Origin of the sequence: Streptomyces sp. NBC_01198 (genome assembly GCF_036010485.1) — a bacterium.
Classification (GTDB): Bacteria; Actinomycetota; Actinomycetes; order Streptomycetales; family Streptomycetaceae; genus Actinacidiphila.
The window spans coordinates 2296020-2317631 of sequence record NZ_CP108568.1; the positions used below are offsets into that span (position 1 = coordinate 2296020).

At 72.2% G+C, this 21612-nt stretch carries 19 protein-coding genes; 6 read left to right on the top strand and 13 right to left on the bottom strand.

What is annotated here, in order from left to right:
• The first annotated feature begins 7 nt into the window (after positions 1 to 7).
• From OG702_RS10225 to OG702_RS10235, 3 genes are read left to right on the top strand one after another with little or no spacing between them, the layout of a single operon-like run.
• Complete coding sequence (locus OG702_RS10225; protein ID WP_033173109.1) at positions 8 to 421, top strand: roadblock/LC7 domain-containing protein; 414 nt, start codon at positions 8 to 10, stop codon at positions 419 to 421.
• Between the two features lie 27 nt (positions 422 to 448).
• Entirely contained in the window at positions 449 to 1093 is a 645-nt protein-coding gene (locus OG702_RS10230) for a DUF742 domain-containing protein (protein WP_442814365.1), read from the top strand.
• Entirely contained in the window at positions 1074 to 1652 is a 579-nt protein-coding gene (locus tag OG702_RS10235) for a GTP-binding protein (RefSeq protein WP_251485546.1), read from the top strand. Before OG702_RS10230 ends, OG702_RS10235 begins: the two co-directional genes overlap by 20 nt.
• 89 nt (positions 1653 to 1741) lie before the next feature.
• Here OG702_RS10235 and OG702_RS10240 read toward each other — a convergent pair whose 3' ends face one another.
• The 7 genes from OG702_RS10240 to OG702_RS10270 form a co-directional block, all read right to left on the bottom strand.
• Positions 1742 to 1945: an acyl-CoA carboxylase subunit epsilon gene (locus OG702_RS10240; RefSeq protein WP_327288539.1), complete on the bottom strand. Its 204-nt coding sequence runs from the start codon at positions 1943 to 1945 to the stop codon at positions 1742 to 1744.
• Positions 1946 to 1959: 14 nt separating this feature from the next.
• The gene (locus tag OG702_RS10245) at positions 1960 to 3543 is read right to left on the bottom strand and encodes an acyl-CoA carboxylase subunit beta (RefSeq protein WP_327288540.1); all 1584 of its coding nucleotides are present in this window, start codon (positions 3541 to 3543) and stop codon (positions 1960 to 1962) included.
• Between the two features lie 170 nt (positions 3544 to 3713).
• Complete coding sequence (locus tag OG702_RS10250) at positions 3714 to 4583, bottom strand: HpcH/HpaI aldolase/citrate lyase family protein (protein ID WP_327288541.1); 870 nt, start codon at positions 4581 to 4583, stop codon at positions 3714 to 3716.
• Positions 4580 to 5650 (bottom strand): HpcH/HpaI aldolase/citrate lyase family protein, encoded by a 1071-nt coding sequence (locus tag OG702_RS10255; RefSeq protein WP_327288542.1) that lies wholly within the window; start codon positions 5648 to 5650, stop codon positions 4580 to 4582. Before OG702_RS10255 ends, OG702_RS10250 begins: the two co-directional genes overlap by 4 nt.
• Positions 5651 to 5714: 64 nt before the next feature.
• Positions 5715 to 6197, bottom strand: coding sequence for a GNAT family N-acetyltransferase (locus OG702_RS10260; RefSeq protein ID WP_327288543.1), 483 nt, complete (start codon positions 6195 to 6197; stop codon positions 5715 to 5717).
• A gap of 71 nt (positions 6198 to 6268) precedes the next feature.
• Positions 6269 to 7195, bottom strand: coding sequence for a hypothetical protein (locus OG702_RS10265; RefSeq protein ID WP_327288544.1), 927 nt, complete (start codon positions 7193 to 7195; stop codon positions 6269 to 6271).
• A gap of 406 nt (positions 7196 to 7601) precedes the next feature.
• Positions 7602 to 10424 carry an FtsX-like permease family protein gene (locus OG702_RS10270; RefSeq protein WP_327288545.1) on the bottom strand — a complete coding sequence of 941 codons (2823 nt, stop codon included), beginning with the start codon at positions 10422 to 10424 and terminating at the stop codon, positions 7602 to 7604.
• A gap of 303 nt (positions 10425 to 10727) precedes the next feature.
• Between OG702_RS10270 and OG702_RS10275 the strand changes: the two genes are divergently transcribed.
• From OG702_RS10275 to OG702_RS10285, 3 genes are all read left to right on the top strand, one after another.
• Entirely contained in the window at positions 10728 to 10943 is a 216-nt protein-coding gene (locus OG702_RS10275; protein WP_327288546.1) for a hypothetical protein, read from the top strand.
• A 141-nt stretch (positions 10944 to 11084) separates the two neighbouring features.
• Entirely contained in the window at positions 11085 to 11633 is a 549-nt protein-coding gene (locus OG702_RS10280; RefSeq protein ID WP_327288547.1) for a TlpA family protein disulfide reductase, read from the top strand.
• On the top strand, positions 11626 to 13533 hold the full coding sequence (locus OG702_RS10285; RefSeq protein ID WP_327288548.1) for an ABC transporter ATP-binding protein: 1908 nt from the start codon (positions 11626 to 11628) through the stop codon (positions 13531 to 13533). Before OG702_RS10280 ends, OG702_RS10285 begins: the two co-directional genes overlap by 8 nt.
• Here OG702_RS10285 and OG702_RS10290 read toward each other — a convergent pair.
• From OG702_RS10290 to OG702_RS10315, 6 genes are all read right to left on the bottom strand, one after another.
• Positions 13515 to 14018, bottom strand: a complete 504-nt coding sequence (locus OG702_RS10290) for a hypothetical protein (protein ID WP_327293167.1) — start codon at positions 14016 to 14018, stop codon at positions 13515 to 13517. The two genes, OG702_RS10285 and OG702_RS10290, sit on opposite strands and share 19 nt — an antisense overlap.
• A gap of 167 nt (positions 14019 to 14185) precedes the next feature.
• The gene (gene cimA / locus OG702_RS10295) at positions 14186 to 15784 is read right to left on the bottom strand and encodes a citramalate synthase (protein ID WP_327288549.1); all 1599 of its coding nucleotides are present in this window, start codon (positions 15782 to 15784) and stop codon (positions 14186 to 14188) included.
• A gap of 345 nt (positions 15785 to 16129) precedes the next feature.
• Positions 16130 to 17215, bottom strand: coding sequence for a branched-chain amino acid aminotransferase (locus OG702_RS10300; RefSeq protein ID WP_327288550.1), 1086 nt, complete (start codon positions 17213 to 17215; stop codon positions 16130 to 16132).
• A 140-nt stretch (positions 17216 to 17355) separates the two neighbouring features.
• The gene (locus OG702_RS10305; RefSeq protein ID WP_327288551.1) at positions 17356 to 18399 is read right to left on the bottom strand and encodes a 3-isopropylmalate dehydrogenase; all 1044 of its coding nucleotides are present in this window, start codon (positions 18397 to 18399) and stop codon (positions 17356 to 17358) included.
• Positions 18400 to 18918: 519 nt separating this feature from the next.
• Positions 18919 to 20550: an L-glutamate gamma-semialdehyde dehydrogenase gene (pruA, locus tag OG702_RS10310; RefSeq protein ID WP_327288552.1), complete on the bottom strand. Its 1632-nt coding sequence runs from the start codon at positions 20548 to 20550 to the stop codon at positions 18919 to 18921.
• A gap of 32 nt (positions 20551 to 20582) precedes the next feature.
• Complete coding sequence (locus OG702_RS10315; RefSeq protein ID WP_327288553.1) at positions 20583 to 21515, bottom strand: proline dehydrogenase family protein; 933 nt, start codon at positions 21513 to 21515, stop codon at positions 20583 to 20585.
• Between the last annotated feature and the right edge of the window lie 97 nt (positions 21516 to 21612).

Genomic DNA, 21612 nt, shown 5'->3' on the forward strand with positions numbered 1-21612 from the left:
GAGTCCGATGAGCCAGGCGGCACAGAACCTGAACTGGTTGATCACCAACTTCGTGGACAACACCCCCGGGGTGTCCCACACCGTGGTGGTCTCCGCCGACGGCCTGCTGCTCGCGATGTCCGACGGATTCCCCCGCGACCGCGCCGACCAGCTCGCCGCTGTCGCCTCCGGCCTGACCTCGCTCACCGCCGGAGCCTCCCGCATCTTCGAAGGCGGCAGCGTCAACCAGACCGTCGTGGAGATGGAACGCGGATTCCTCTTCATCATGTCCGTCTCCGACGGCTCATCCCTGGCCGTACTCGCCCACCCCGAGTGCGACATCGGCCTCGTCGGCTACGAAATGGCCCTGCTCGTCGACCGCGCAGGAACCGTACTCACCCCCGACCTCAGGGCCGAACTGCAGGGCAGCCTGCTCAACTAGCTCAACTAGCTCAACCAGCGAACGGGCGTGCGGACGCGCCCTGGCCTCTCCCAGAGGTCCGGGCGGAGCGTCGCAGCCGTATCAGGAGGAGGACTCGTGAGCACGTCTCCCGGCGCAGAGCCGTATGGCAGCCCGCACCAACCGCCTGTGAACCCGTACTACCCGTCGGCGCCGGCCCCGGAGCCCGAGCCGTACCGGCCGCCGAGGCAACCGCGCATCCAGCCGTACCAGCCACCGCAGGCCCCACCCCAGCAGGCCCCGCGCGGCGGCGGCCAGGGTGCGGCCGGCGGCGGGCAGGGCGGCGGGAACCGCGGCCGGCGCTCCCAGACACCGAGCGGGTTCGTACGCCCATACGCCATGACCGGCGGCCGAACCAGGCCGCGCTACCAGCTCGCCATCGAGGCGCTGGTCAGTACCACCGCGGAACCCGAGCGGCTGCGTGGGCAGCTGCCGGAGCACCAGCGGATCTGCCTGCTGTGCCGGGAGGTCAAGTCGATCGCGGAGATCTCCGCGCTGCTGACCATCCCGCTCGGCGTGGTGCGGATCCTGGTGGCGGACCTGGCCGAGGCCGGCCTGGTCACGATTCACCAGCCCGGCGGCGACGAGTCCGCGGGCGGACAGCCAGATGTGACATTGCTTGAGAGGGTTCTCAGTGGACTTCGGAAGCTCTAGCGGCCCGGCGCGCGCCACTACTTCCGCGAAAATCGTGGTGGCGGGTGGATTCGGCGTGGGCAAGACCACGTTCGTCGGTGCCGTGTCGGAGATCAACCCGCTGCGTACCGAAGCCGTGATGACCTCCGCGTCGGCCGGCATCGACGACCTGACGCACGCGCCCGACAAGACCACCACCACGGTGGCCATGGACTTCGGCCGGATCACCCTGGACCAGGACCTGATCCTCTACCTGTTCGGCACCCCCGGCCAGGACCGCTTCTGGTTCATGTGGGACGACCTGGTACGCGGCGCGATCGGTGCGATCGTGCTGGTCGACACCCGGCGGCTGGCCGACTGCTTCCCGGCCGTCGACTACTTCGAGAACAGCGGCCTGCCGTTCGTGATCGCGCTCAACGGCTTCGACGGCCACCAGCCCTACGGCCCCGAGGAGGTGCGCGAGGCCCTGCAGATCGGGCCCGAGGCACCCATCATCGTGACCGACGCCCGCCACCGCGGCGAGGCGAAGAGCGCGCTGATCACCCTGGTGGAGCACGCCCTGATGGCCCGGCTGCGCTAGCCGGCCCCCTGCCACGCGCTAAGGCCCCGCACCGGGCAGGTGCGGGGCCTTAGCGTGTGGAACGTGCGGCGGCCGGGGCCGCGGGTCGGTCAGCCCTGCCAGGAGTGCGGGGCGCGGAAGCCCGGGGTGCGCTCCAGGCGCCGCCACTTGGCGGTGGACCTGATCGGGCTCTCGGGGGCGCTGTCGCCGCCGGCGGCGGCCCTGGCGAGCAGGATCGCGGTGATCGCGGCCAGCTCCTCCGGGGCCGCGTGGCCCTTCTCGACCCGCACGAGGGAATCGGTGGGAGTGCTCACTGTGGTCTCCATGGCTACTGGGGAGGGTTGCCGTGCTTACGCGACGGTAGATCCGCGTGCTTGGTGCGGAGCATGGACAGCGAGCTGATCAGTACCTCGCGGGTCTCCGCCGGGTCGATGACGTCGTCCACCAGGCCGCGTTCCGCGGCGTAGTAGGGATGCATCAGTTCGGCCTTGTACTCCTTGACCATGCGTGCACGCATCGCCTCGGGGTCGTCCGCGTCGGCGATCTGCCGACGGAAGATGACGTTGGCCGCGCCTTCCGCGCCCATCACCGCGATCTCGTTGGTCGGCCACGCGTAGGTGAGGTCGGCGCCGATGGACTGGCTGTCCATCACGATGTACGCGCCGCCATAGGCCTTGCGCAGGATCAGCGAGATCCTCGGGACGGTGGCGTTGCAGTAGGCGTAGAGCAGTTTCGCACCGTGCCTGATGATTCCACCGTGCTCCTGTGCGACGCCCGGGAGGAAGCCGGGGACGTCCAACAGGGTGATGATCGGGATGTTGAAGGCGTCGCACATCTGCACGAAGCGGGCCGCCTTCTCCGACGCCTCGATGTCCAGCACGCCGGCGAGCGAGGCGGGCTGGTTGGCGACGATGCCGACGACCTGGCCGTCCAGCCGGGACAGCGCGCAGATGATGTTGGTCGCCCAGCGCTCGTGGATCTCCAGGTACTCGCCGTCGTCGACGACCTCCTCGATGACCTTGTGCATGTCGTAGCCGCGGTTGCCGTCGGCCGGCACCAGGTCGAGCAGTATGTCGCCGCGCCGGTCGGCCGGGTCGTGGCACTCGACGGCGGGCGGGTTCTCCCGGTTGTTCTGCGGCAGCAGCGAGAGCAGGTAGCGGACCTCTTCGAGGCAGGTCTGCTCGTCGTCGTAGGCGAAGTGCGAGACGCCGGAGACCGAGGAGTGGACGTCGGCGCCGCCCAGACCGTTCTGGGTGATCTGCTCGCCGGTGACGGCCTGGACCACATCGGGTCCCGTGATGAACATCTGCGAGGTCTCGCGGACCATGAAGACGAAGTCGGTGAGCGCCGGTGAGTAGGCGGCGCCGCCCGCGCACGGGCCGAGCATCACGCTGATCTGCGGGATGACGCCGGAGGCGCGGGTGTTGCGCTGGAAGATGCCGCCGTAGCCGGCGAGCGCCGAGACGCCCTCCTGGATCCGGGCGCCGGCGCCGTCGTTGAGCGACACCAGCGGGGCGCCGGCCGAGATGGCCATGTCCATGATCTTGTGGATCTTGGTGGCGTGCGCCTCGCCCAGCGCGCCGCCGAAGATCCGGAAGTCATGGGCGTAGACGAAGACCGTGCGGTCGTGGACGGTGCCCCAGCCGGTGATCACACCGTCGGTGTAGGGCCGCTTGCCCTCCAGGCCGAAACCGGTCGCCCGGTGCCGCCGCAGCGGCTCCACCTCGCGGAAGGTGCCCTCGTCGAGCAGCAGGTCGATCCGCTCCCGGGCGGTGAGCTTGCCCTTGGCATGCTGTGCCTCGGTGGCCTTCTCGCTCGGTCCGCGGACGACCTCCGCGCGGATGGCGTGGAGTTCGGCCACCCGCCCGCGGGCGTCGTTCACCTCGGCGGGCACCTCTTGCGATGTGGTCATGCATCGACAGTACGAGCCGTGGACCGGAAAACGGGCCATCGACTTCGTACAGTGTCCGTCGCCGCTTCATGGCGGATCCCGACAGAAACGCACAACGGCGGGGTTCCGCTTTACGGCCACGGCACCCCGCCGTTCATCTGCCGCCGCCGGGCGGCGGGCGCGTGCCGCCCTCAGCGGCCCTCGACGGCGGCCGCCAGTGCCAGCACTCGCCTGGCCTCCTCGACGTGCAGGTTCTCGATCATCCGGCCGTCCACGGTGACCACCCCGCGGCCCTGTGACGTGGCCTGATCGAAGGCCTCGATGATCCGCCGGGCGCGTTCGACCTCCGCGGCGGCGGGGGCGAAGATGCGGTTGCAGGGCTCCAGTTGGCGGGGATGGATGAGTGTCTTGCCGTCGAAGCCGAACTGCCGCGCTTGGAGGGTTTCCGCTTCGAAGCCGGACACATCCTGGACGTCGTTGTAGACACCGTCCAAGATGACCTTTCCGGTGGCCCGGGCCGCGAGCAGCGCCATGGACAGTGCGGTCAGCAGCGGAGCCCGGCCAGGGACGTGCTCGGCGTGCAGTTCCTTGGCCAGGTCGTTGGTGCCCATGACCAGCACGGTCAGCCGTTCGGAGGCCGCCGCGATCCGCCGGGCGTCGAACATCGCGGCGGGCGTCTCGATCATCGCCCAGACGGCCGTACGGTCCGGTGCGCCGGCCGCCTCCAGCGCGGCCACCACCGCGGCGACGGTCCCGGGGTCGTCCACCTTGGGCACCACGACCGCGTCCGGTCCCGCCTCCGCGGCCGCCCGCAGGTCGTCGGCGTGCCAGGAGGTGCCGGGCGCGTTGACCCGTACGGTCACCTCGCGGTGGCCGTACGCCCCGCTCGCGGCGGCCGCGGCGACCCGGTCCCTTGCCTCCTTCTTGGCGTCGGGGGCGACCGAGTCCTCCAGGTCGAGGATGAGGGCGTCGGTGGGGAGGGTGCGGGCCTTCTCCAGGGCGCGCTCGTTCGCGCCGGGCATGTAGAGGACGGAGCGGCGAGAGCGCGGGGTGCCGGTCATCGCCGGGCCGCCTTGTCCGCCGTGGCGTACGCCTCGGCCAGTTCCGGGTCGCGGGCGGCCAGGGCGTCCGCGAGGCCGACGACCACCTGGCACTGCTTGTAGGTGGCGTCGTCCTGCATCTTGCCGTCGATCATCACCGCACCGGTGCCGTCGCCCATCGCCTCGATCACCTGCCGCGCCCACGCCACGTCCTGCGGGGCGGGCGAGAACACCCGCCGGGCGATGGCGATCTGCACCGGGTGCAGCGTCCAGGCGCCGACGCAGCCGAGCAGGAAGGCGTTGCGGAACTGGTCCTCGCACGCGGTGACGTCCTGGATGTCGCCGAAGGGGCCGTAGTACGGCAGGATCCCGTGCGCCGCGCAGGCGTCGACCATCCGGGCGATCGTGTAGTGCCACAGGTCCTGCTGGTACGTCAGCCGGGGCGTGTCGCCGGGGGTCTGCGGCGGATCCTGCCTGACCAGGTAGCCGGGGTGGCCGCCGCCTACCCTGGTGGTCTTCATCCGCCGGCTGGCGGCCAGGTCGGCGGGGCCCAGGGAGATGCCCTGCATCCGGGGGCTGGCCGCGGCGATCTCCTCGACGCCGGCCACGCCGGCCGCGGTCTCCAGGATCGCGTGCACCAGGATCGGCCGGGTCAGGCCCGCCCTGGCCTCCAGCTGGGCCAGCAGCCGGTCCACATAGTGGATGTCGTGCGCGCCCTCCACCTTGGGCACCATCACGACGTCCAGCCGGTCACCGATCTCGGACACCAGGGTGACCAGGTCGTCCAGCGCCCAGGGCGAGTCCAGGCTGTTGATCCGGGTCCACAGCTGGGTGCCGCCGAAGTCGGTGGACCTGGCGACGGCGACCAGCCCCGCACGGGCGGCCTCCTTGCGGTCCGCGGCGACCGCGTCCTCCAGGTTGCCAAGCAGCACGTCCACCTGCGGTGCCAGGGCGGGGATCTTGGCTGCCATCTTCTCGTTGCCCGGATCGAAGAAGTGGATCATTCGCGAGGGCCGGAACGGCACCTCGCGCAGGGGCTCGGGGGCCCCCACGGCAAGCGGGCGGAAGAAGTCCTTCGCCGAGCGCATGCGATCTCCCGGTGGGTCGGGTCGAGGGTTCGCCGCTCACCCTATGACCGCCGGGCCGCGGAGATTACCCGCCAGTACGTGTGCTGTTGGTCACCGGCTGCCAGCGCATCGTCAGGTCCGGTTCGTTCTCCATGTTGCGGGATCCGTCGTCGGTGTCGACCACTTCGAAGCCGTGGCGCGCGTAGAAAGCCCTGGCTCCCGTATTGCGCTGGAAGACCGCGAGCGTCAGACCGCCGGGGCGGTGCGCCTTCGCCGCGCCGAGCAGGGCGCTGCCGACGCCCTGCCGGCGGACGCCGGCCAGCAGGTAGAGGGCGTCCAGCTCGTCGCCCGCGACGGCCGCGTATCCGACGATCCGGCCGTCGCCGTCCACGGCCACCCAGACCGCGGCGGCCGCCATGACCACGTCACGCACCCACGCCTCGACCTCGGCGTCGGTACGGCGCCGAGGCGGCAGGTAGGGCATCGTCGCCTCGCGGGAGGCGATGTGGACATGCGCCACGGCGGCGGCGTCCGCGCGCACGGCCGGGCGGACGCTGATGGAAGTCACCGCGGCACCCTAGGCCTCGCGGCCCGCCCGGCGACAGCGGTTTTACCGGAGCGCCGTGGGTTCCCTCGCGCTCACAGCGGCGGCAGGCGCAGCGGGCCGGTGCCGTCGCGGACGTCGCGGAGGACCGTCGGCTCGCCGGCGAAGGCGCCGTCGAGGTCGGTGGTGGCGGTCAGCACGTGGTCGCCGAGCGCCGCCCGGCCCTGCCGGGGCCCGTCATGTAGGACCACATGGACCCGCAGCCGGTCCACCCGGCCGGGCACCAGCCGGGTGTGGCTCATCACCGCGGCCACGCCCGCGCCGGAACCGGTCCGCGCCAGCCAGCCGGCCGCGCTCGCCGTGACCGCGGCCTCGTACCGCGGCCAGTCCGTGAAGGGGTGCACGAGGCTCAGTTCGGGGGCGCCCGCGGCGTCGAAGGAGGCCCGGTAGTAGGGCCTCCGGCCGCTCAGCGCGGCCAGCCTGCGGTTCGCGTTGAGCCGCAGCAGGGTCGGCAGCGACGGGTCGCGCTCGCGTGGCAGCGAGCGGACGACCACGGGGTCGGCGACCATGACCGCGGTCGGCGGTGCTTCCGGCCCGGCGGCGAGGCAGTCCCGCAGGCCGGCCAGCAGATCCGCCACCGTGTCGTTGGTCGGCGCCGCCGCGATCCACGGGTCGGCGACGATACGTCCCAGGGCGTGCACCTGGTGGCCGCCCGCGTGCAGGGCGGCGGCCAGCGCCCGCCACCTCCTTGCCGCGGCCAGGCCCTCCTCGACCGCCTCGGCCAACCGCGCCTGCGAGGGTGCCGCGCGGTCCACCCGCAGGCGGACGACCGCGTCGGGGTCGTCCCGCACCCGGAAGAGGATCTCGGCGCCGCCGGAAGCGGGGAAGCAAGGCCGCGCCGAGATCACCGCCAGCCGGCCGGGGAAGCCGCGGTCGGCCGCCCCCGCCGCGAGCCGCTTCGCGCGGCGCGCGGCAGGCAGACCGGCTGCTCGGCCGAGCAGCATCACCGCCGAAACGATCATGATTCCGGACCCCCTGCGACCTCGGCTGCGCCGAGGCTATGCGGGGGTGGGCGGGGGGCGCCTGAGCATCCGTACTCATCTCTCCCGGGTGCCCTGCGGGAGGCTGTCCCCGGTCGCCGCTGCGTGCGGACTGCGCGCCCAGTCCCCTGCCCGGGGGGCTGCCACTTGCGGTGGCCGGTCGCCTTTCCCACGGCGGGGGTTGCGCGCGCAGTTCCTCGCGCCCCTGAGGGCTGCCCCTTGCGGTCGCGCTCGCACCCTCCCGTGCGCGGGGGCTTGTCGCGCAGTTCCCCGCGCCCCTGGAAAACGCTCACCCTCCGCGCAGTGGGAAGCCCCCCAGGGGGGCGGGGAACTGTGCGACCAGCCAGCGCCGTGGGAAAGGCGACCAGCCAGCGCAAGGGGCAGCCGGCTATTCGGCCAGGAGGCGGGTCAGGGGGAGGCGGCGGAGGGCGTGGGTGGGGAGCGTGGCGCTCAGGAGCGTCGTGGCGAGGGCGCCGGCCACCGTGGCCGCGGTCGGCAGGAGCGCGGCCAGGGTGAGGTGGCCGGCGAAGGCGGCGTATGCCGCGAGGCCGGCCGCGGCGCCGAGGAGGGAGCCGGCCACGGCCATCGCGGCCGCCTCGGTGAGGACCAGCCGGGTCACCGCCCGGTCGGGCCAGCCGGTGGCGTAGAGCAGGGCGTACTCCGCGGCGCGGTCGCGGATGTTGAGGTAGAGGACGTCGGCGACGGTCGCCGCACCGAGCAGCGCGGCGATGGCCGCGGCCGCGTAGTCGGAGCCGCGGACCTGGACGGAGACGGCGTCGCCCAGCAGCGTGCCGGTGACCGTACCGTCGAAGGCCGTGCTGATCGCGGACAGGCCGACCAGCGCCGCGACGCCGATGGCCAGCGCCAGCGTGCCGAGCAGGGCGCGGCCGGGGACGCGGCGCAGGTTGGCCAGTGCCAGCCGGGTGATGCCGGCGCCGCGCACCGGGCGGCGGGGCGCGGTGACCGCGGGGAGCACCGCGGCGCCGGGGTGGGACCTGGACGCCTGGAGTGCGGGCCAGCCGGCGGCGAGCACCGCGAGCAGCAGCGCGGCGGGGACGGCGAGCAGCGCCCGGGCCGGGCCGACGTGCAGCCCGGACAGCCGGCCGAGCGGTATCGCCAGGCCCGCGCCCAGCACCCCGGCGACCGCGCCGAGCCCGGCCACCTCGCCGACCACCAGCGCGAAGAGCTTGCGCGGCGGCCAGCCGACACAGGCCAGCACGGCCAGTTCGGTGCGGCGGGCCCGGACCGCGGCCCCGGTGGCGCTGGTGACGAACAGCGCGCAGACGACGAGGACCAGCACGAACATGATGAGCGACTTGCGGTCGACGGCCGCGACCACCGTGGCGGCGACCCCCTTCTTGGACCACATCTCGTGCAGCGTCAGCGCAGGTCGGCCGTGCGTGCCGGCAGGGTCGCCGACCGCCACCGGGGTGGGTGAGGAGCCGCTGGTGATGTCGACGTCGAGGCCGGTCAGGTCGTGGATGCGCTGGGCGGTGAGCCTGACCCGCTCGCGGGAGAGCGGGTCGAGGCCGAGCGCGCCGGTGAGCCTGACGCGGACCACGCTGATCGGCGCGGCGGCGTTGACGCCCTTGCCCGCCCCGGTGTTGGTGAAGTAGCGGGCGTCGTCCATGGCCTTGAGGCCGGACAGGCTGGTCACGATGGAGGGCGGTACGGACAGCAGGCCCGCGATGTTGCCGTTGGGCAGCAGCGACCTGCCGCCGAGCGCCCGTACCGACGCGGGATCCGCGCCGGTGGCCTGCGCGGGGAAGTACGTCTCCATCGGCACCGCGCCGAGCCCGGCGGAGCTGACCGACAGCTTGGAGCTGTCGAACTCCCCCACCATCTTCAGGTGCACGTCGTGCGCCATACCGTCCCAGGGGCCGCCGGCGGGGTGCACCACGGCCTTGCGCACGGCGGTGTCGTCGAGGTCGCGGGGGTAGGAGCCGTCGGTCTGCTCGTAGTCCAGCCGCAGGTTGGGGTCGGGCTGCCGCGGTTCCGCGGTGAGGCCGTCGCGGGCGCTGCCGTAGCGCACGGGCTGCGCGGTGGCGTAGGCGCCGACCCAGACGGTGCCGCCGTTGCCGCTGCGGTAGCTCTCCCGGACGTCGCCGGACCGCAGGCCCTCCAGCAGCGTGCGGTAGGCCTGCTGGACGTCGACGGTCTTCGTGGTCACCGGTGTGCCCCGGGTGCCGGGCAGGCCGGCCCCGAGGGTGGTCTTGTCGGTGCCCGCGGCGACCCGGTCGGCGGCCGACGACGGCAGCCGGCTGACGGCGACCTGCAACTGCTCGTCGGCCGCGGGCCGGTCGGCCATCAGCACCGGGATCTGGGTGACGCCGACCTTGCCGGTCACGCTCGGGTCGCCGGTCAGGTCGGCGTAGTCCCTGGTGCCGGTGGTCGGCCCGCCGCCGGAGCCGAGGTAACTGCCCCAGGTCACCGCCTTGTCGAGGCCGGCGAGCCGGGCTTCGGACGCCGGGTCGACGGCTTCGATCAGCAGCGGCACCGGCCATGCGGTGGTGGTGGTCGCGGCCGGCTCGGCGGTGCCCGAGGCGTGCGGGTTGCCGGGGCCGGGGCTGTTGTAGGTGTCCTGGGGGTTGGTCGTGCCGCAGTTGAGCACGACCTGCGGGCCGGTCGCAGCGGTGCGGGCCGTCGGGGCGACGCACACCGGGTGCGCGGCGCCCGCGCTGTCCACCTCGTAGGGGTCCTGGCCGCTGTGCGCGCTGTCGGTGACACCGCGCAGCGGCCGGTCGGTGACGTAGGTGTAGGACTCGCCCGCGGGTATCCGGGTCAGTCCGCGTTCCGAGACCTGGGTCATGGTGGCCCGGTAGAGCTGCCGCCCGCCGCCCGCCGTCACCGGCAGGTCCACCGGCGCGTCCATCCTGGTCAGGACGTACCCGACGACGGCGACGGGCGCGGCGACGTCCACGTCGGGGATCCTGGCGATCTGCTGCCACTGGGCGGTGGTGATACCGCCGTTGAGGTTGGCCAGCGCGGTGGAGGCGACCAGGCCGTCGCGGTCCTCGAGCGCCGAGCGCGCGCCGGCCGGGCGGACCAGGATGTCGTAGCCGCCCCGGGCGTTGGCGGTGACCGTGCCGACCACGGAGAGCCGCTGGGTGCGGGCGGCACCGGTGAGCACCGAGAAGGACGTCACCGCCACCAGCAGCGCCCCCACCAGCGCCAGCGCCCTGCCCTTGCGGTACCGAAGCTGTGCGAGCACGAATCCCAGCATGGCCACTTCCCCGAGGTGTCCCGCGCGGTAGCCGACACTCCCCCGCGCCATCGCAGGCTGACACAGTCGAAACCTTGCCGTCAATCATTCGGGTTTTGCCACCAGGTAGTACCGGCGGCATAGCGTCGCAAGGCCTCACAGACGGCTCTGGATCGGCCTCCGCAATTATTTTCGTCTTTCCCCTGGACACTTTCGCGATCGTGTACAAGTCTTGCCGTCGCAAGTCGATGTCCGACAACGAACTGCAAGGTTCGTGCACGGAATGAGCAGCTCAAAGAAAGGCTGACCCACATGATGAGTGTCATCGAGCGCATCGGCGACCGCGTCCTGCGAGCCGTCGTCCCCGAGGCTCCGGCCGCCGCCTGCGGCACCACCAAGACCCTCGAAGGGGTCCTCAGCTACGTGACCTACTACAACCTGCACAACACGTGCACCGGTGCGAAGGGCTGCTTCGCCGACTTCCACACCTACACCACGACCAGCTGGAACGGTTACTGCCTCAGCTGAACCGGCGGTACGAACGGTGCGTGGGGCGAGTCGTAGTCGCCCCACGCGCCACCGCGATCGTCCCACATTCGGAGTGCCGAATTCCCCTTGGTCCTGACGGAATACCGAATTCCGCCGGCCCATTCACGAACGGATAGCTTCGTGGTCGTACTCACCGCCGCGGTGTGTGTCCTCGCCGTGGTCGTCCTTTTCAACCTGACCGTCACGGCGGGCCTGGTCCGCCGGCTGCGCGAGCAGGCGCTGGCCGCTCCCGCCCAGGCGTACGACGCCGGCGGCCCGGCCATCGGCGCCCCCGCCCCCACCCTGACCGCACGCACGGCCGACGGCCGCGACGTCGAGGTCGGCGCGGCCGGCCGGCGCACCCTGGTCGCCTTCTTCGCCACCTCCTGCACCGCCTGCAGCCGCGAGGCGCCCGGTTTCGCCGCGCGGGCCGCGGAGTTGCGCGAGCAGGGGCTGACCGTGGTCACCGTGCTCGACCGGCGCCCGGGCGACGACGCCGGGCCGCTGGCCGCCGCGCTGGACCCGGTGGACCACCTGGTGGTCGAGGACATGCCCGGCCAGGTGCTGAGCGCCTTCGAGGTCGCCGCCACCCCCGCCTTCTTCCTGGTCGCCGCCGACGGCACCGTGGAGAGCAAGGGACAGTACCCGCCGGCGCCGGCGCCCGCCCCGGCAGCGGCCGGGCGTGGCTAGCGGCAGGGCCGCCGGGGCGGTCCGCGGGGTGCGGACGCTGGCCGCGGCCTTCGCCCTCTACGTGCGGGCCGCACCGCTGCTGGCGGCACTGCGGGCGGTGATCGTGCTGGTCAGCGGGCTCGCGCCGGTCGCCACCGCCTGGCTGACCGCGGCCCTGATCGACGACCTCACCGGCCACCGCACCGGCCGGGTCGGCACCCTCGCGCTGCTGCTCGCCGGGGTCGGCGGCGCGATGGCGCTGACCGGCCTGGTCACCTCCTTCGTCGAGCGGGAGATCGGCCGCCGGGTGTCGCTGGCCGCCCAGGAGCGGCTGTTCGCGGCGGTGAGCCGGCAGCGCGGCCTGGCCCGGCTGGAGGACCCGGGCTTCCACGACCGGCTGCGGCTGGCCCAGCAGGTCAGCGGCACCGGCCCGGCGGCGCTCACCGACGCCGCCCTCGGCGTGGTCCAGGCGCTGCTGACCGTCGGCGGCTTCACCGCGAGCCTGCTGACGCTGTCCCCGCTGGTGACGGTGCTGGTGCTGGCGTCCACCGCCCCCGCGCTCGCCGCCCAGCTCACCCTGGCCCGCAAGCGCGGTGCCATGGCCCTGGACACCGCGCCGAACCTGCGCCGCCAGACCTTCTACACGCTGCTGCTGATGGACCTGCGGGCCGCCAAGGAGATCCGGCTGTACGGCCTGGGCGGCTACTTCCGCGGCCGGATGCTGACCGAGCTGCGTACCGCGCAGCGCGGCGAGTCGCGGGTGGACCGGGCCACCCTGCTCACCGACGGCGCCCTGTCCCTGCTCACCACCGCGATCGCGGCGGGCGCGCTGTACAGCGTCGCGCTGCGGATCGCGCACGGCCACGGCAGCGCGGGCGATCTCGCGGTGCTGGTCGCCGCGCTGGCCGGGCTGCAGGGCGCGCTGGCCGGCATACTCGGCCAGATCTCCGGGGCCGGACAGGTCTTCACCGTCTTCACGCACTACACCGCGATCCTGGACGCGCCCGCCGACCTGACCGGTTCGGCCGCGCCGCCGCCGGGCCTGCGGCAGGGCATCCGCTTCGACCACGTGTGGTTCCGCTACTCCCCCGCCGGCGACTGGGTGCTGCAGGACATCGACCTGACCGTCGAGGCCGGCCGCTCCCTCGCGCTGGTGGGGCTGAACGGCGCCGGCAAGTCCACCCTGGTCAAGCTGCTGTGCCGGCTGTACGAGCCGACCCGCGGCCGCATCACCTGGGACGGCGTGGACATCCGCACCCTCGACCCGGACCTGCTGCGGGCCAGGATCGGCGCGGTCTTCCAGGACTTCATGTGCTACGACCTCAGCGCCTACGACAACATCGCGCTGGGCGCGCTGGACCGCGCGGGCACCGACCGGGGCGCGGTGGTACGCGCCGCGACCCGGGCCGGGGTGCACCGCGAACTCGAAGCGCTGCCCGCCGGTTACGACACCATGCTCAGCCTGGTCTTCCAGGACTCCCGCACCCCCAAGGGCGTACCGGCCGCGGGCCGGCTGGGCGGGGTGTCGCTGTCGGGCGGCCAGTGGCAGCGGGTGGCGCTCGCCAGGGCGCTGCTGCGGTCGGACGCCGATGTGCTGGTCCTGGACGAGCCCTCGTCGGGGCTGGACGCCGAGGCGGAGGCGGAGATCCACCACCGGCTGCGCGAGCTGCGGTCGGGCCGGACCAGCCTGCTGATCAGCCACCGGCTCGGCACGGTCAGGGACGCCGACCGGATCGTCGTGCTGGACGGCGGCAGGATCACCGAATCGGGTGACCACGACGCGCTGCTCGCGGCTGACGGCACCTATGCCCGGCTCTTCCGGCTGCAGGCCGACGGCTACCGGACCGCGGCGCCGACGGGAGCGGGGCCGCGGAAGAGCGCGGCCCCGCCGGTCACAGCGGGTCAGCAGCCGCAGCTGTAGTACAGGGCGTCCCAGTGGGTGCCCTCGTCGGCGTAGATGTTGCCCGACGCGGCCTGCCACTGCGGGTACCCGTCGCCGCGCAGGCCGATGTAGCTGAAGGAGTTGTGCACGTAGTTGGTCAGGCAGGTGTTCTTGCCGTAGTCGAGCTTGTAGCCGTTCCAGTGCGAGTACGTGCCGCTGGCGTGGCCGGTCTCGGTGCCGCCGGTGATGTTGACGGCGCAGCCGCTGGCGTGCTTGAGGGTGACCGCGCCCTGCGCGGTGGCCTGGTTGAGCTGGTCGAAGGACGTGCAGGTCGACACGTTGCGGTTGGAGCAGCCGCCGGACGACGACCAGGTGATGCCGGCCGCGCTGAACATGGCGGTGGCCTGGGCGTGGGTGAGTTTGGTGACCGCGAAGGCGTCGGTGGAGGCGGCCAGTCCGACGCCGGGGGCGAAGAGCGCGGTGCCGACGAGGGTGAGGGTGCTCATCACGGTACGGACGCGCATGCGCATACGTTTCCTCCTGCTGATTCCGCTGGGGTGGACGTGGTGCAGGTGGCGCAGGAGGAGTGTGCCCGAGGTCTACGCGCGTCGCCAGTAGTTTGCCAATGAACATGACACACCGGTCGCCCGGCGGGAGGGTTCCCGCCGGGCGACCGGTGTGCGCGCCCAGGTCACTCCACCGGGTCGAGGCCCGCCCGCAGCAGCCCGTAGGCGTAGGCGTCGTCAAGTGCCTGCCAGGACGCGGCGATCACGTTGTCCGCGACCCCGACGGTGGACCATTCGGCCTCGCCGTCGGTGGTGGTGATCAGCACCCGGGTCGTCGAGTCGGTGCCCGAGGTGCCCTCCAGGATGCGGACCTTGTAGTCGACCAGGGCGAACGCCGCCAGCTGCGGGTAGATCCGCTCCAGCGCGCTGAGCAGTGCCCGGTCCAGCGCGTTGACCGGGCCGTTGCCCTCGGCGGTGGCGACGATCCGCTCGCCCTTCGCCCACATCTTCACCGTCGCCTCGTTGGCGTGCGTGCCGTCCGGGCGGTCCTCGGTGATGACCCGCCAGGACTCGGTACGGAAGAAGCGCTGCGGCCTGCCGTTGATCTCGGCCCGCAGCAGCAGCGCGAAGGACGCGTCGGCGGCCTCGTAGGTGTACCCCTTGAGCTCGCGCTCCTTGACCCGGGACACCACCCGGCCGACCAGCTCGCGGTCCTCGCCGAGGTCGATGCCCAGCTCCCGGCCCTTGAGCTCGATCGAGGCGCGGCCCGCCATGTCGGAGACGAGCATCCGCATGGTGTTGCCGACCAGTTCGGGGTCGATGTGCTGGTAGAGGTCGGGGTCCACCTTGATCGCCGACGCGTGCAGGCCCGCCTTGTGCGCGAAGGCGGAAACCCCCACGTACGGCTGATGCGTGGAGGGCGGCAGGTTGACGACCTCGGCGATGGCGTGCGAGATCCGGGTCATCTCGCCCAGCGCGCCCTCCGGCAGCACCCGGCGGCCGTGCTTGAGCTCCAGCGCGGCGACCACCGGGAAGAGGTTGGAGTTGCCGACGCGCTCGCCGTAGCCGTTGGCGGTGCACTGCACATGGGTCGCGCCGGCGTCCACCGCGGCCAGCGTGTTGGCGACCGCGCAGCCGGTGTCGTCCTGGGCGTGGATGCCGAGCCTGGCCCCGGTGTCGGCCAGCACCAGGCCGGTCACCGCCTGCACCTGGGCGGGCAGCATCCCGCCGTTGGTGTCGCACAGCACCACCACGGAGGCGCCCGCCTCGTGCGCGGCCCGCACCACCTCGGTGGCATAGGCGGCGTTGGCCTGGTAGCCGTCGAAGAAGTGCTCGCAGTCCACGAACACCCGGCGGCCCTGGGCGACCAGGTACGACACGGTGTCGCGGACCATCGCCAGGTTCTCCTCCAGCGTGGTGCGCAGCGCCAGCTCGACATGGCGGTCGTGCGACTTGGCGACCAGTGTGATCACCGGCGCGTCCGCATCGAGCAGCGCCTTGACCTGCGGGTCTTCGGCAGCTCTGGCACCAGGCCTGCGGGTCGCACCGAAGGCCACCAGCGTGGCGTGCTTGAGGTCCAGCTCCATGGCGGCGCGGGTGAAGAACTCGGTGTCGCGGGGGTTGGCTCCCGGCCAGCCGCCCTCGATGAATCCCACCCCGAAGTCGTCCAGGTGCCGGGCGATCGTCAGCTTGTCGGCGACGGTGAGGTTGATCCCCTCACGCTGGGCGCCGTCGCGCAGCGTGGTGTCGAAGACATGGAAGCTGTCGTCCGGTTCGGCGGTCATGGCTGTCGTAACTCCTGTCGGGTGAGTGGGTTGCCGCCGGATGCGCGGACATCCGGAGGGTCCAGCTCCACTTGCCCCCATCATCCCTCGTGCGGTTCCGCCTCCGGCTCGGGTGGTCCGGGAAACGAAAAAACCTCTCGCGGATGCGAGAGGTCTGCACGCGGGTCTGGGACACGGTGACGTTCCACTGGGGTCAGGGGTGCGTCACTGCGGACCGGCGTGCCTGCTGCCAATAATGCGGGCGTACAGGTGCACAGGGGCAGTCTGGCACACGGGTGGGCCCACCAGGTAAGCAGTCTCATCATCCGGGCGGACCCGGGCCCCTCATCCCGTGCGGTGCGGACGCTAGGAACCCAGCGGGTGCATCCAGCCGTGCGGGTCGGGGGCGTGGCCCGTCTGGATGTCGAGGAGGGCGGCACGCAGCCGCATCGTCACCTCGCCGGGGGCACCGGCCACCGGCCAGCTGGCCCGGGTGGACTTCACCGAGCCGACCGGGGTGATCACCGCGGCGGTGCCGCAGGCGAAGACCTCGGTGAGGGTGCCGTCCTCGTGCCCGCGGCGCCAGTCCTCGACGGTGATCCGGCCCTCGCCCACCTGGTAGCCGAGGTCGGCGGCGATGGACAGCAGCGAGTCCCGGGTGATGCCGGGCAGCAGGGAGCCGGTCAGCTCGGGAGTGACGATCCGGTCGCCGTACACGAAGTACAGATTCATGCCGCCCATCTCCTCGATGTAGCGGCGCTCGATCGCGTCCAGCCAGACGACCTGGTCGCAGCCGTGCTCGATGGCCTGGGCCTGGGCGACCAGAGAGGCGGCGTAGTTGCCGCCGGTCTTCGCCGCGCCGGTGCCGCCGGGCGCCGCGCGGACGTACTCCTCGGACAGCCAGACCGAGACGGGCTTGACGCCGCCGGAGAAGTAGGCGCCCGCCGGGGAGGCGATCACCAGGAAGAGGTACTCGTTGGCCGGGCGCACCCCGAGGCCGACCTCGGTGGCGATCATGAAGGGCCGCAGGTAGAGGGATGCCTCGCCCTCGTTCGGCACCCAGTCCTTGTCCTGGCGCACCAGCACGTCGCAGGCCTCGACGAAGGTCTCGACGGGCACCTCGGGCATCGCCAGCCGCCGCGCGGAAGCCCGGAAGCGCTCGGCGTTGGCCTTCGGGCGGAAGGAGGCGACGCTGCCGTCGGGCTGCCGGTAGGCCTTCAGGCCCTCGAAGATCGTCTGGGCGTAGTGCAGCGTCATGTTGGCCGGGTCGAGGGACAGCGGCGCGTACGGGACGAGCTGGGCGTCGTGCCAGCCGCGACCCTCGGTCCACTTGATGGTCACCATGTGGTCGGTGAAGTGCCGGCCGAAGCCCGGGGCGGCCAGGATCGCGTCCCGCTCGGCGGCGGACAGCGGGTGCGCGGACGGCTTCAGCTCGATCGTGGGCGTCGTCATGTCTGTGTCCTTCACCGTGTCTCGTCTCTCGCTGCGGGCTTGTGCCCTCTTCCTAGGACGTCCAAGCTTTCCGCCGCCATAAGGCCCCGCCTCTGTGATTATCGCAGTGGCGGGGCCCGGTACCTACCTGTGGTCTCCGGTCAGCCGGAGACCCGGGCGGCCAGCGCGTCGCCGATCTCCACGGTGGACCGTACGGCCTGGTCCGCGCGCTCGGCCAGGTCGGCCTGCACGGCGCTGTCGATCCGGTCGGCCTCGGCCTGGTAGCCCAGGTGGCGCAGCAGCAGTGCCACCGACAGCACGGTCGCGGTCGGGTCGGCCTTGGACTGGCCGGCGATGTCCGGGGCGGAGCCGTGGACCGGCTCGAACATCGAGGGGAATTCGCGGCCGGGGTTGATGTTGCCGCTGGCCGCGACGCCGATACCGCCGGAGACGGCAGCGGCGAGGTCGGTGATGATGTCGCCGAAGAGGTTGTCGGTGACGATCACGTCGAAGCGCTCGGGCTGAGTGACCAGGAAGATGGTCGCCGCGTCCACGTGCAGGTAGTCCGTGGTGACCTCGGGGAACTCCCGGCCGACCGCTTCGAAGACCCGGGTCCACAGGTGGCCGGCGTGCACCAGGACGTTGTTCTTGTGCACCAGGGTGAGCTTCCTGCGCGGCCTGGCCTGCGCGCGGGCGTACGCGTCGCGCACCACCCGCTCGATGCCGAACGCGGTGTTGAGGCTCACCTCGGTGGCGACCTCCTGCGGGGTGCCGGTCCTGATGGAGCCGCCGTTGCCGGTGTAGGGGCCTTCCGTGCCCTCGCGGACCACGACGAAGTCGATCTCCGGGCTGCCCGCGAGCGGGGTGCCGACGCCGGGGTAGAGCTTGCTGGGACGCAGGTTCACATGGTGGTCGAAGGCGAACCGGAGCTTGAGCAGGAAGCCGCGCTCCAGCACGCCGGACGGCACCGAGGGGTCGCCGATGGCGCCCAGCAGGATCGCGTCGTGCTCCTTGAGCCGGTCCAGGTCCTCGTCGGTGAGGGTCTGCCCGGTGGCGTGGTAGCGCTTGGCGCCGAAGTCGAACTCCCGGGTCTCCAGCTTGACGTCCGGCGGGAGCACGGCGGAGAGGACCTTGAGCCCTTCCGCGACGACTTCCTGGCCGATTCCGTCACCGGGGATCACTGCGAGGCTGAGGCTTCGAGACATGTCCGGCACCGTACTCCCCATCCCAGCGGGTGACATCGCATGTCCGCATGCCGGACACGACGTCCCGGGGGACGGGGCTGTGGGGTCAGTGGGCCTCGTGGCCGGTGCTGCCGCCGTTGTCGCGGCGGTCGAGGCTGCGCTGCAGGGCTCGCTGCGCGTTCTGGCGGGCGGTGTCGTCCATGCGGGCGGTGTCGGCCATGGGGATCAACTCCTGGGGAAAGGCAGGCGGAAGCCGCGGGAGCGGGCGGAGAGGGTGCTGCCGCAGAACGGGGCGGGGGTCCTGGCGGCGGGGGTGACCCGCTCGGCAACTGCTCAGGACGCGCGTCCGCCGCTCGCCGGATGAGGCGAGACGTTCGGCTCCCTACAAAGCTAGGACAGTCCGCCCGTCCTGTCTCCACAGTTACTCGGACTTCCTACTATCTGAGACAGACGATCACCCGTTCGCGGCCGCTGCCGGCCATGAACGGGTGATCTCCTCAGGTCCTGCCGGGTCGCCCCAGGTCAGCGGGGCCCGCCGGTTCAGCCCTGGTGCGGGTAGCGGTAGTCGGTGGGCGGCACCAGGGTCTCCTTGATCGACCGGGTGGAGGTCCAGCGCAGCAGGTTCTGCGCGGCGCCGGCCTTGTCGTTGGTGCCGGAGGCCCGGCCGCCGCCGAAGGGCTGCTGGCCGACGACCGCGCCGGTGGACTTGTCGTTGATGTAGAAGTTGCCCGCGGCGTCCCGCAGCCGCTCCATCACCTGGGCCGCGGCCACCCGGTCCCGCGCGATGACGGAACCGGTCAGCGCGTAGTCCGCGACCGACTCCATCTGGGTGAGCATCGCCTCGAAGTCGGCGTCCTCGTAGACGTGGATGCCGAGCACCGGGCCGAAGTACTCCTCCCGGAAGATCTCGTTGTCCGGGTCGGTGGAGACCAGCACGGTCGGGCGGACGAACCAGCCGACCGAGTCGTCGTACGTGCCGCCCGCGACGACCTCGACGCTCGGGTCGGCCTTGGCGCGGTCGATGGCCGCCTTGTTCTTGGCGAAGGCCCGCTCGTCGATCAGGGCGCCGAGGAAGTTGGACAGGTCGGTGACATCGCCCATGGTGATGCCGTCGACCTCGGCGGCGAACTCCTCCTTGAAGCCGTTCTCCCAGATCGAGCGCGGGATGTAGGCGCGCGAGGAGGCCGAGCACTTCTGGCCCTGGTACTCGAAGGAGCCGCGGGTCAGCGCCGTCTTCAGCACCGCCGGGTCGGCCGAGGGGTGGGCGACGACGAAGTCCTTGCCGCCGGTCTCGCCGACGATCCGCGGGTAGGAGCGGTAGCCCTCGATGTTCTCGCCGACCGTGCGCCACAGGTGCTGGAAGGTCCTGGTGGAGCCGGTGAAGTGGATGCCGGCCAGCTCCCGGTGCGGCAGCGCGACCTCGGAGACGGCGATGCCGTCGCCGGTGACCAGGTTGATCACGCCGTCGGGCAGCCCGGCCTCGCGCAGCAGCCGCATCAGCAGCACGGCGGAGTGCGTCTGGGTCGGCGACGGCTTCCACACCACCACGTTGCCCATCAGGGCGGGCGCGGTCGGCAGGTTGCCCGCGATGGCGGTGAAGTTGAAGGGCGTGATCGCGTAGACGAAGCCTTCGAGCGGGCGGTGGTCGAGCCGGTTCCACACGCCGGGGGCGTTGGCGACCGGCTGCTCGGCGAGGATCTGCCGGGCGAAGTGGACGTTGAAACGCCAGAAGTCGACCAGCTCGCAGGGGCTGTCGATCTCGGCCTGCTGCACAGTCTTGGACTGGCCGAGCATGGTCGAGGCGACCAGCGTCTCGCGCCAGGGGCCCGCGAGCAGTTCCGCGGCGCGCAGGATGATCGCGGCGCGGTCGTCGAAGGACGTCGCGCGCCAGGCGGGGGCGGCGGCCAGCGCCGCGTCGACGGCGTCCCTGGCGTCCTTCGCGGTGGCGTTGGCGTACGTGCCGAGCGCGGCGCCGTGGTTGTGCGGCTGCACGACGTCGAAGCGCTCGCCGCCGCCCATCCGCTCCTCGCCGCCGATGAACATCGGCAGGTCGGCGGGGGTGCCGGCCAGCTCCTTGAGCTTGGCTTCGAGCCTGGCGCGCTCGGGGCTGCCGGGGGCGTACGTGTGCACCGGCTCGTTGACCGGAGCGGGGACCTGGGTCACGGCGTCCATGGGGCGTGTCTCCTGGTTGAGAGTCGGGGGCGTCAGCGGCCCGCGGGTACGAAGGAGCGCAGGAAGAAGGCGAGGTTGGCCGGGCGCTCCGCGAGGCGCCGCATGAAATAGCCGTACCAGTCGGCGCCGTAGGGGACGTAGATCCGCATGCGCTCGCCCTCGTCCGCGAGCCGCCGCTGCTCGGCGGTGCGGATGCCGTAGAGCATCTGGAACTCGTAGCTGCCGGCCGGGCGGTGGTTGCGGGCGGCCAGCTCCTGGGCGATGGCGATGATCCGCGGGTCGTGCGAACCGACCATCGGGTAGCCGTCGCCGGCGAAGAGGGTGCGCAGGGCGCGGACGTAGGCCTTGTCCACGTCCCGCCTGTTCTGGAAGGCGACCCCGGCCGGCTCGTTGTAGGCGCCCTTGACCAGCCGGACCCGGGAGCCGGCCACGGCCAGCGCGCGGGCGTCGTCCTCGGTGCGGAAGAGGTACGACTGCAGGACCGCGCCGGTCTGCGGGTGCTCCTTGCGCAGGGCGGCGAGCACCGCGAGCGTGGAGTCGACGGTGGTGTGGTCCTCCATGTCGAGGGTCACCGTGGTGCCGATGCCGGAGGCCAGCTCCGCCACCTCGGTCACGTTGGCCAGCGCTATGTCGTGGCCGCCGTCGGGGAGCGCCTGGCCGAAGGCCGACAGCTTGACGGAGACCTCGGCTCGGGTGCCGAGCAGTTCGTCGCCCAGTGTCTCCAGCAGCCGCAGATACGCGTCCCTGGTCGCCCGGGCGGTGGCCCGGTCGGTGACGTCCTCGCCGAGGTGGTCCAAGGTGACGTCCAGGCCGCTCGCGGTGAGCGCGCGGACGGTGTCCAGCGCCGGGTGCAGCGCGTCGCCGGCGACGAAGCGGTCGACCACCGGACGGGTGACGGGCGCGCCGGCGACGACACGGCGCATACGGTCGCTGCGCGAGGCGGCGAGCAACACGGGACCGAACACGGGGCGTCCTCCAGGGCGGGCACAGCGGATCTCTCGGATCGGGGCCGGCGCACAGCTCCGACACCGCGAATGTAGGTGTCGCCTACCCGCTGGACCA

Coding starts and splice junctions, on each gene's coding strand:
- OG702_RS10290 (WP_327293167.1), bottom strand. CDS start 14,018: ATGCGCGTCCGTACCGTGATGAGCACCCTCACCCTCGTCGGCACCGCG.
- OG702_RS10225 (WP_033173109.1), top strand. CDS start 8: ATGAGCCAGGCGGCACAGAACCTGAACTGGTTGATCACCAACTTCGTG.
- OG702_RS10265 (WP_327288544.1), bottom strand. CDS start 7,195: ATGATCGTTTCGGCGGTGATGCTGCTCGGCCGAGCAGCCGGTCTGCCT.
- OG702_RS10245 (WP_327288540.1), bottom strand. CDS start 3,543: ATGACCACATCGCAAGAGGTGCCCGCCGAGGTGAACGACGCCCGCGGG.
- OG702_RS10275 (WP_327288546.1), top strand. CDS start 10,728: ATGATGAGTGTCATCGAGCGCATCGGCGACCGCGTCCTGCGAGCCGTC.
- cimA (WP_327288549.1), bottom strand. CDS start 15,784: ATGACCGCCGAACCGGACGACAGCTTCCATGTCTTCGACACCACGCTG.
- OG702_RS10250 (WP_327288541.1), bottom strand. CDS start 4,583: ATGACCGGCACCCCGCGCTCTCGCCGCTCCGTCCTCTACATGCCCGGC.
- OG702_RS10300 (WP_327288550.1), bottom strand. CDS start 17,215: ATGACGACGCCCACGATCGAGCTGAAGCCGTCCGCGCACCCGCTGTCC.
- OG702_RS10305 (WP_327288551.1), bottom strand. CDS start 18,399: ATGTCTCGAAGCCTCAGCCTCGCAGTGATCCCCGGTGACGGAATCGGC.
- pruA (WP_327288552.1), bottom strand. CDS start 20,550: ATGGACGCCGTGACCCAGGTCCCCGCTCCGGTCAACGAGCCGGTGCAC.
- OG702_RS10255 (WP_327288542.1), bottom strand. CDS start 5,650: ATGCGCTCGGCGAAGGACTTCTTCCGCCCGCTTGCCGTGGGGGCCCCC.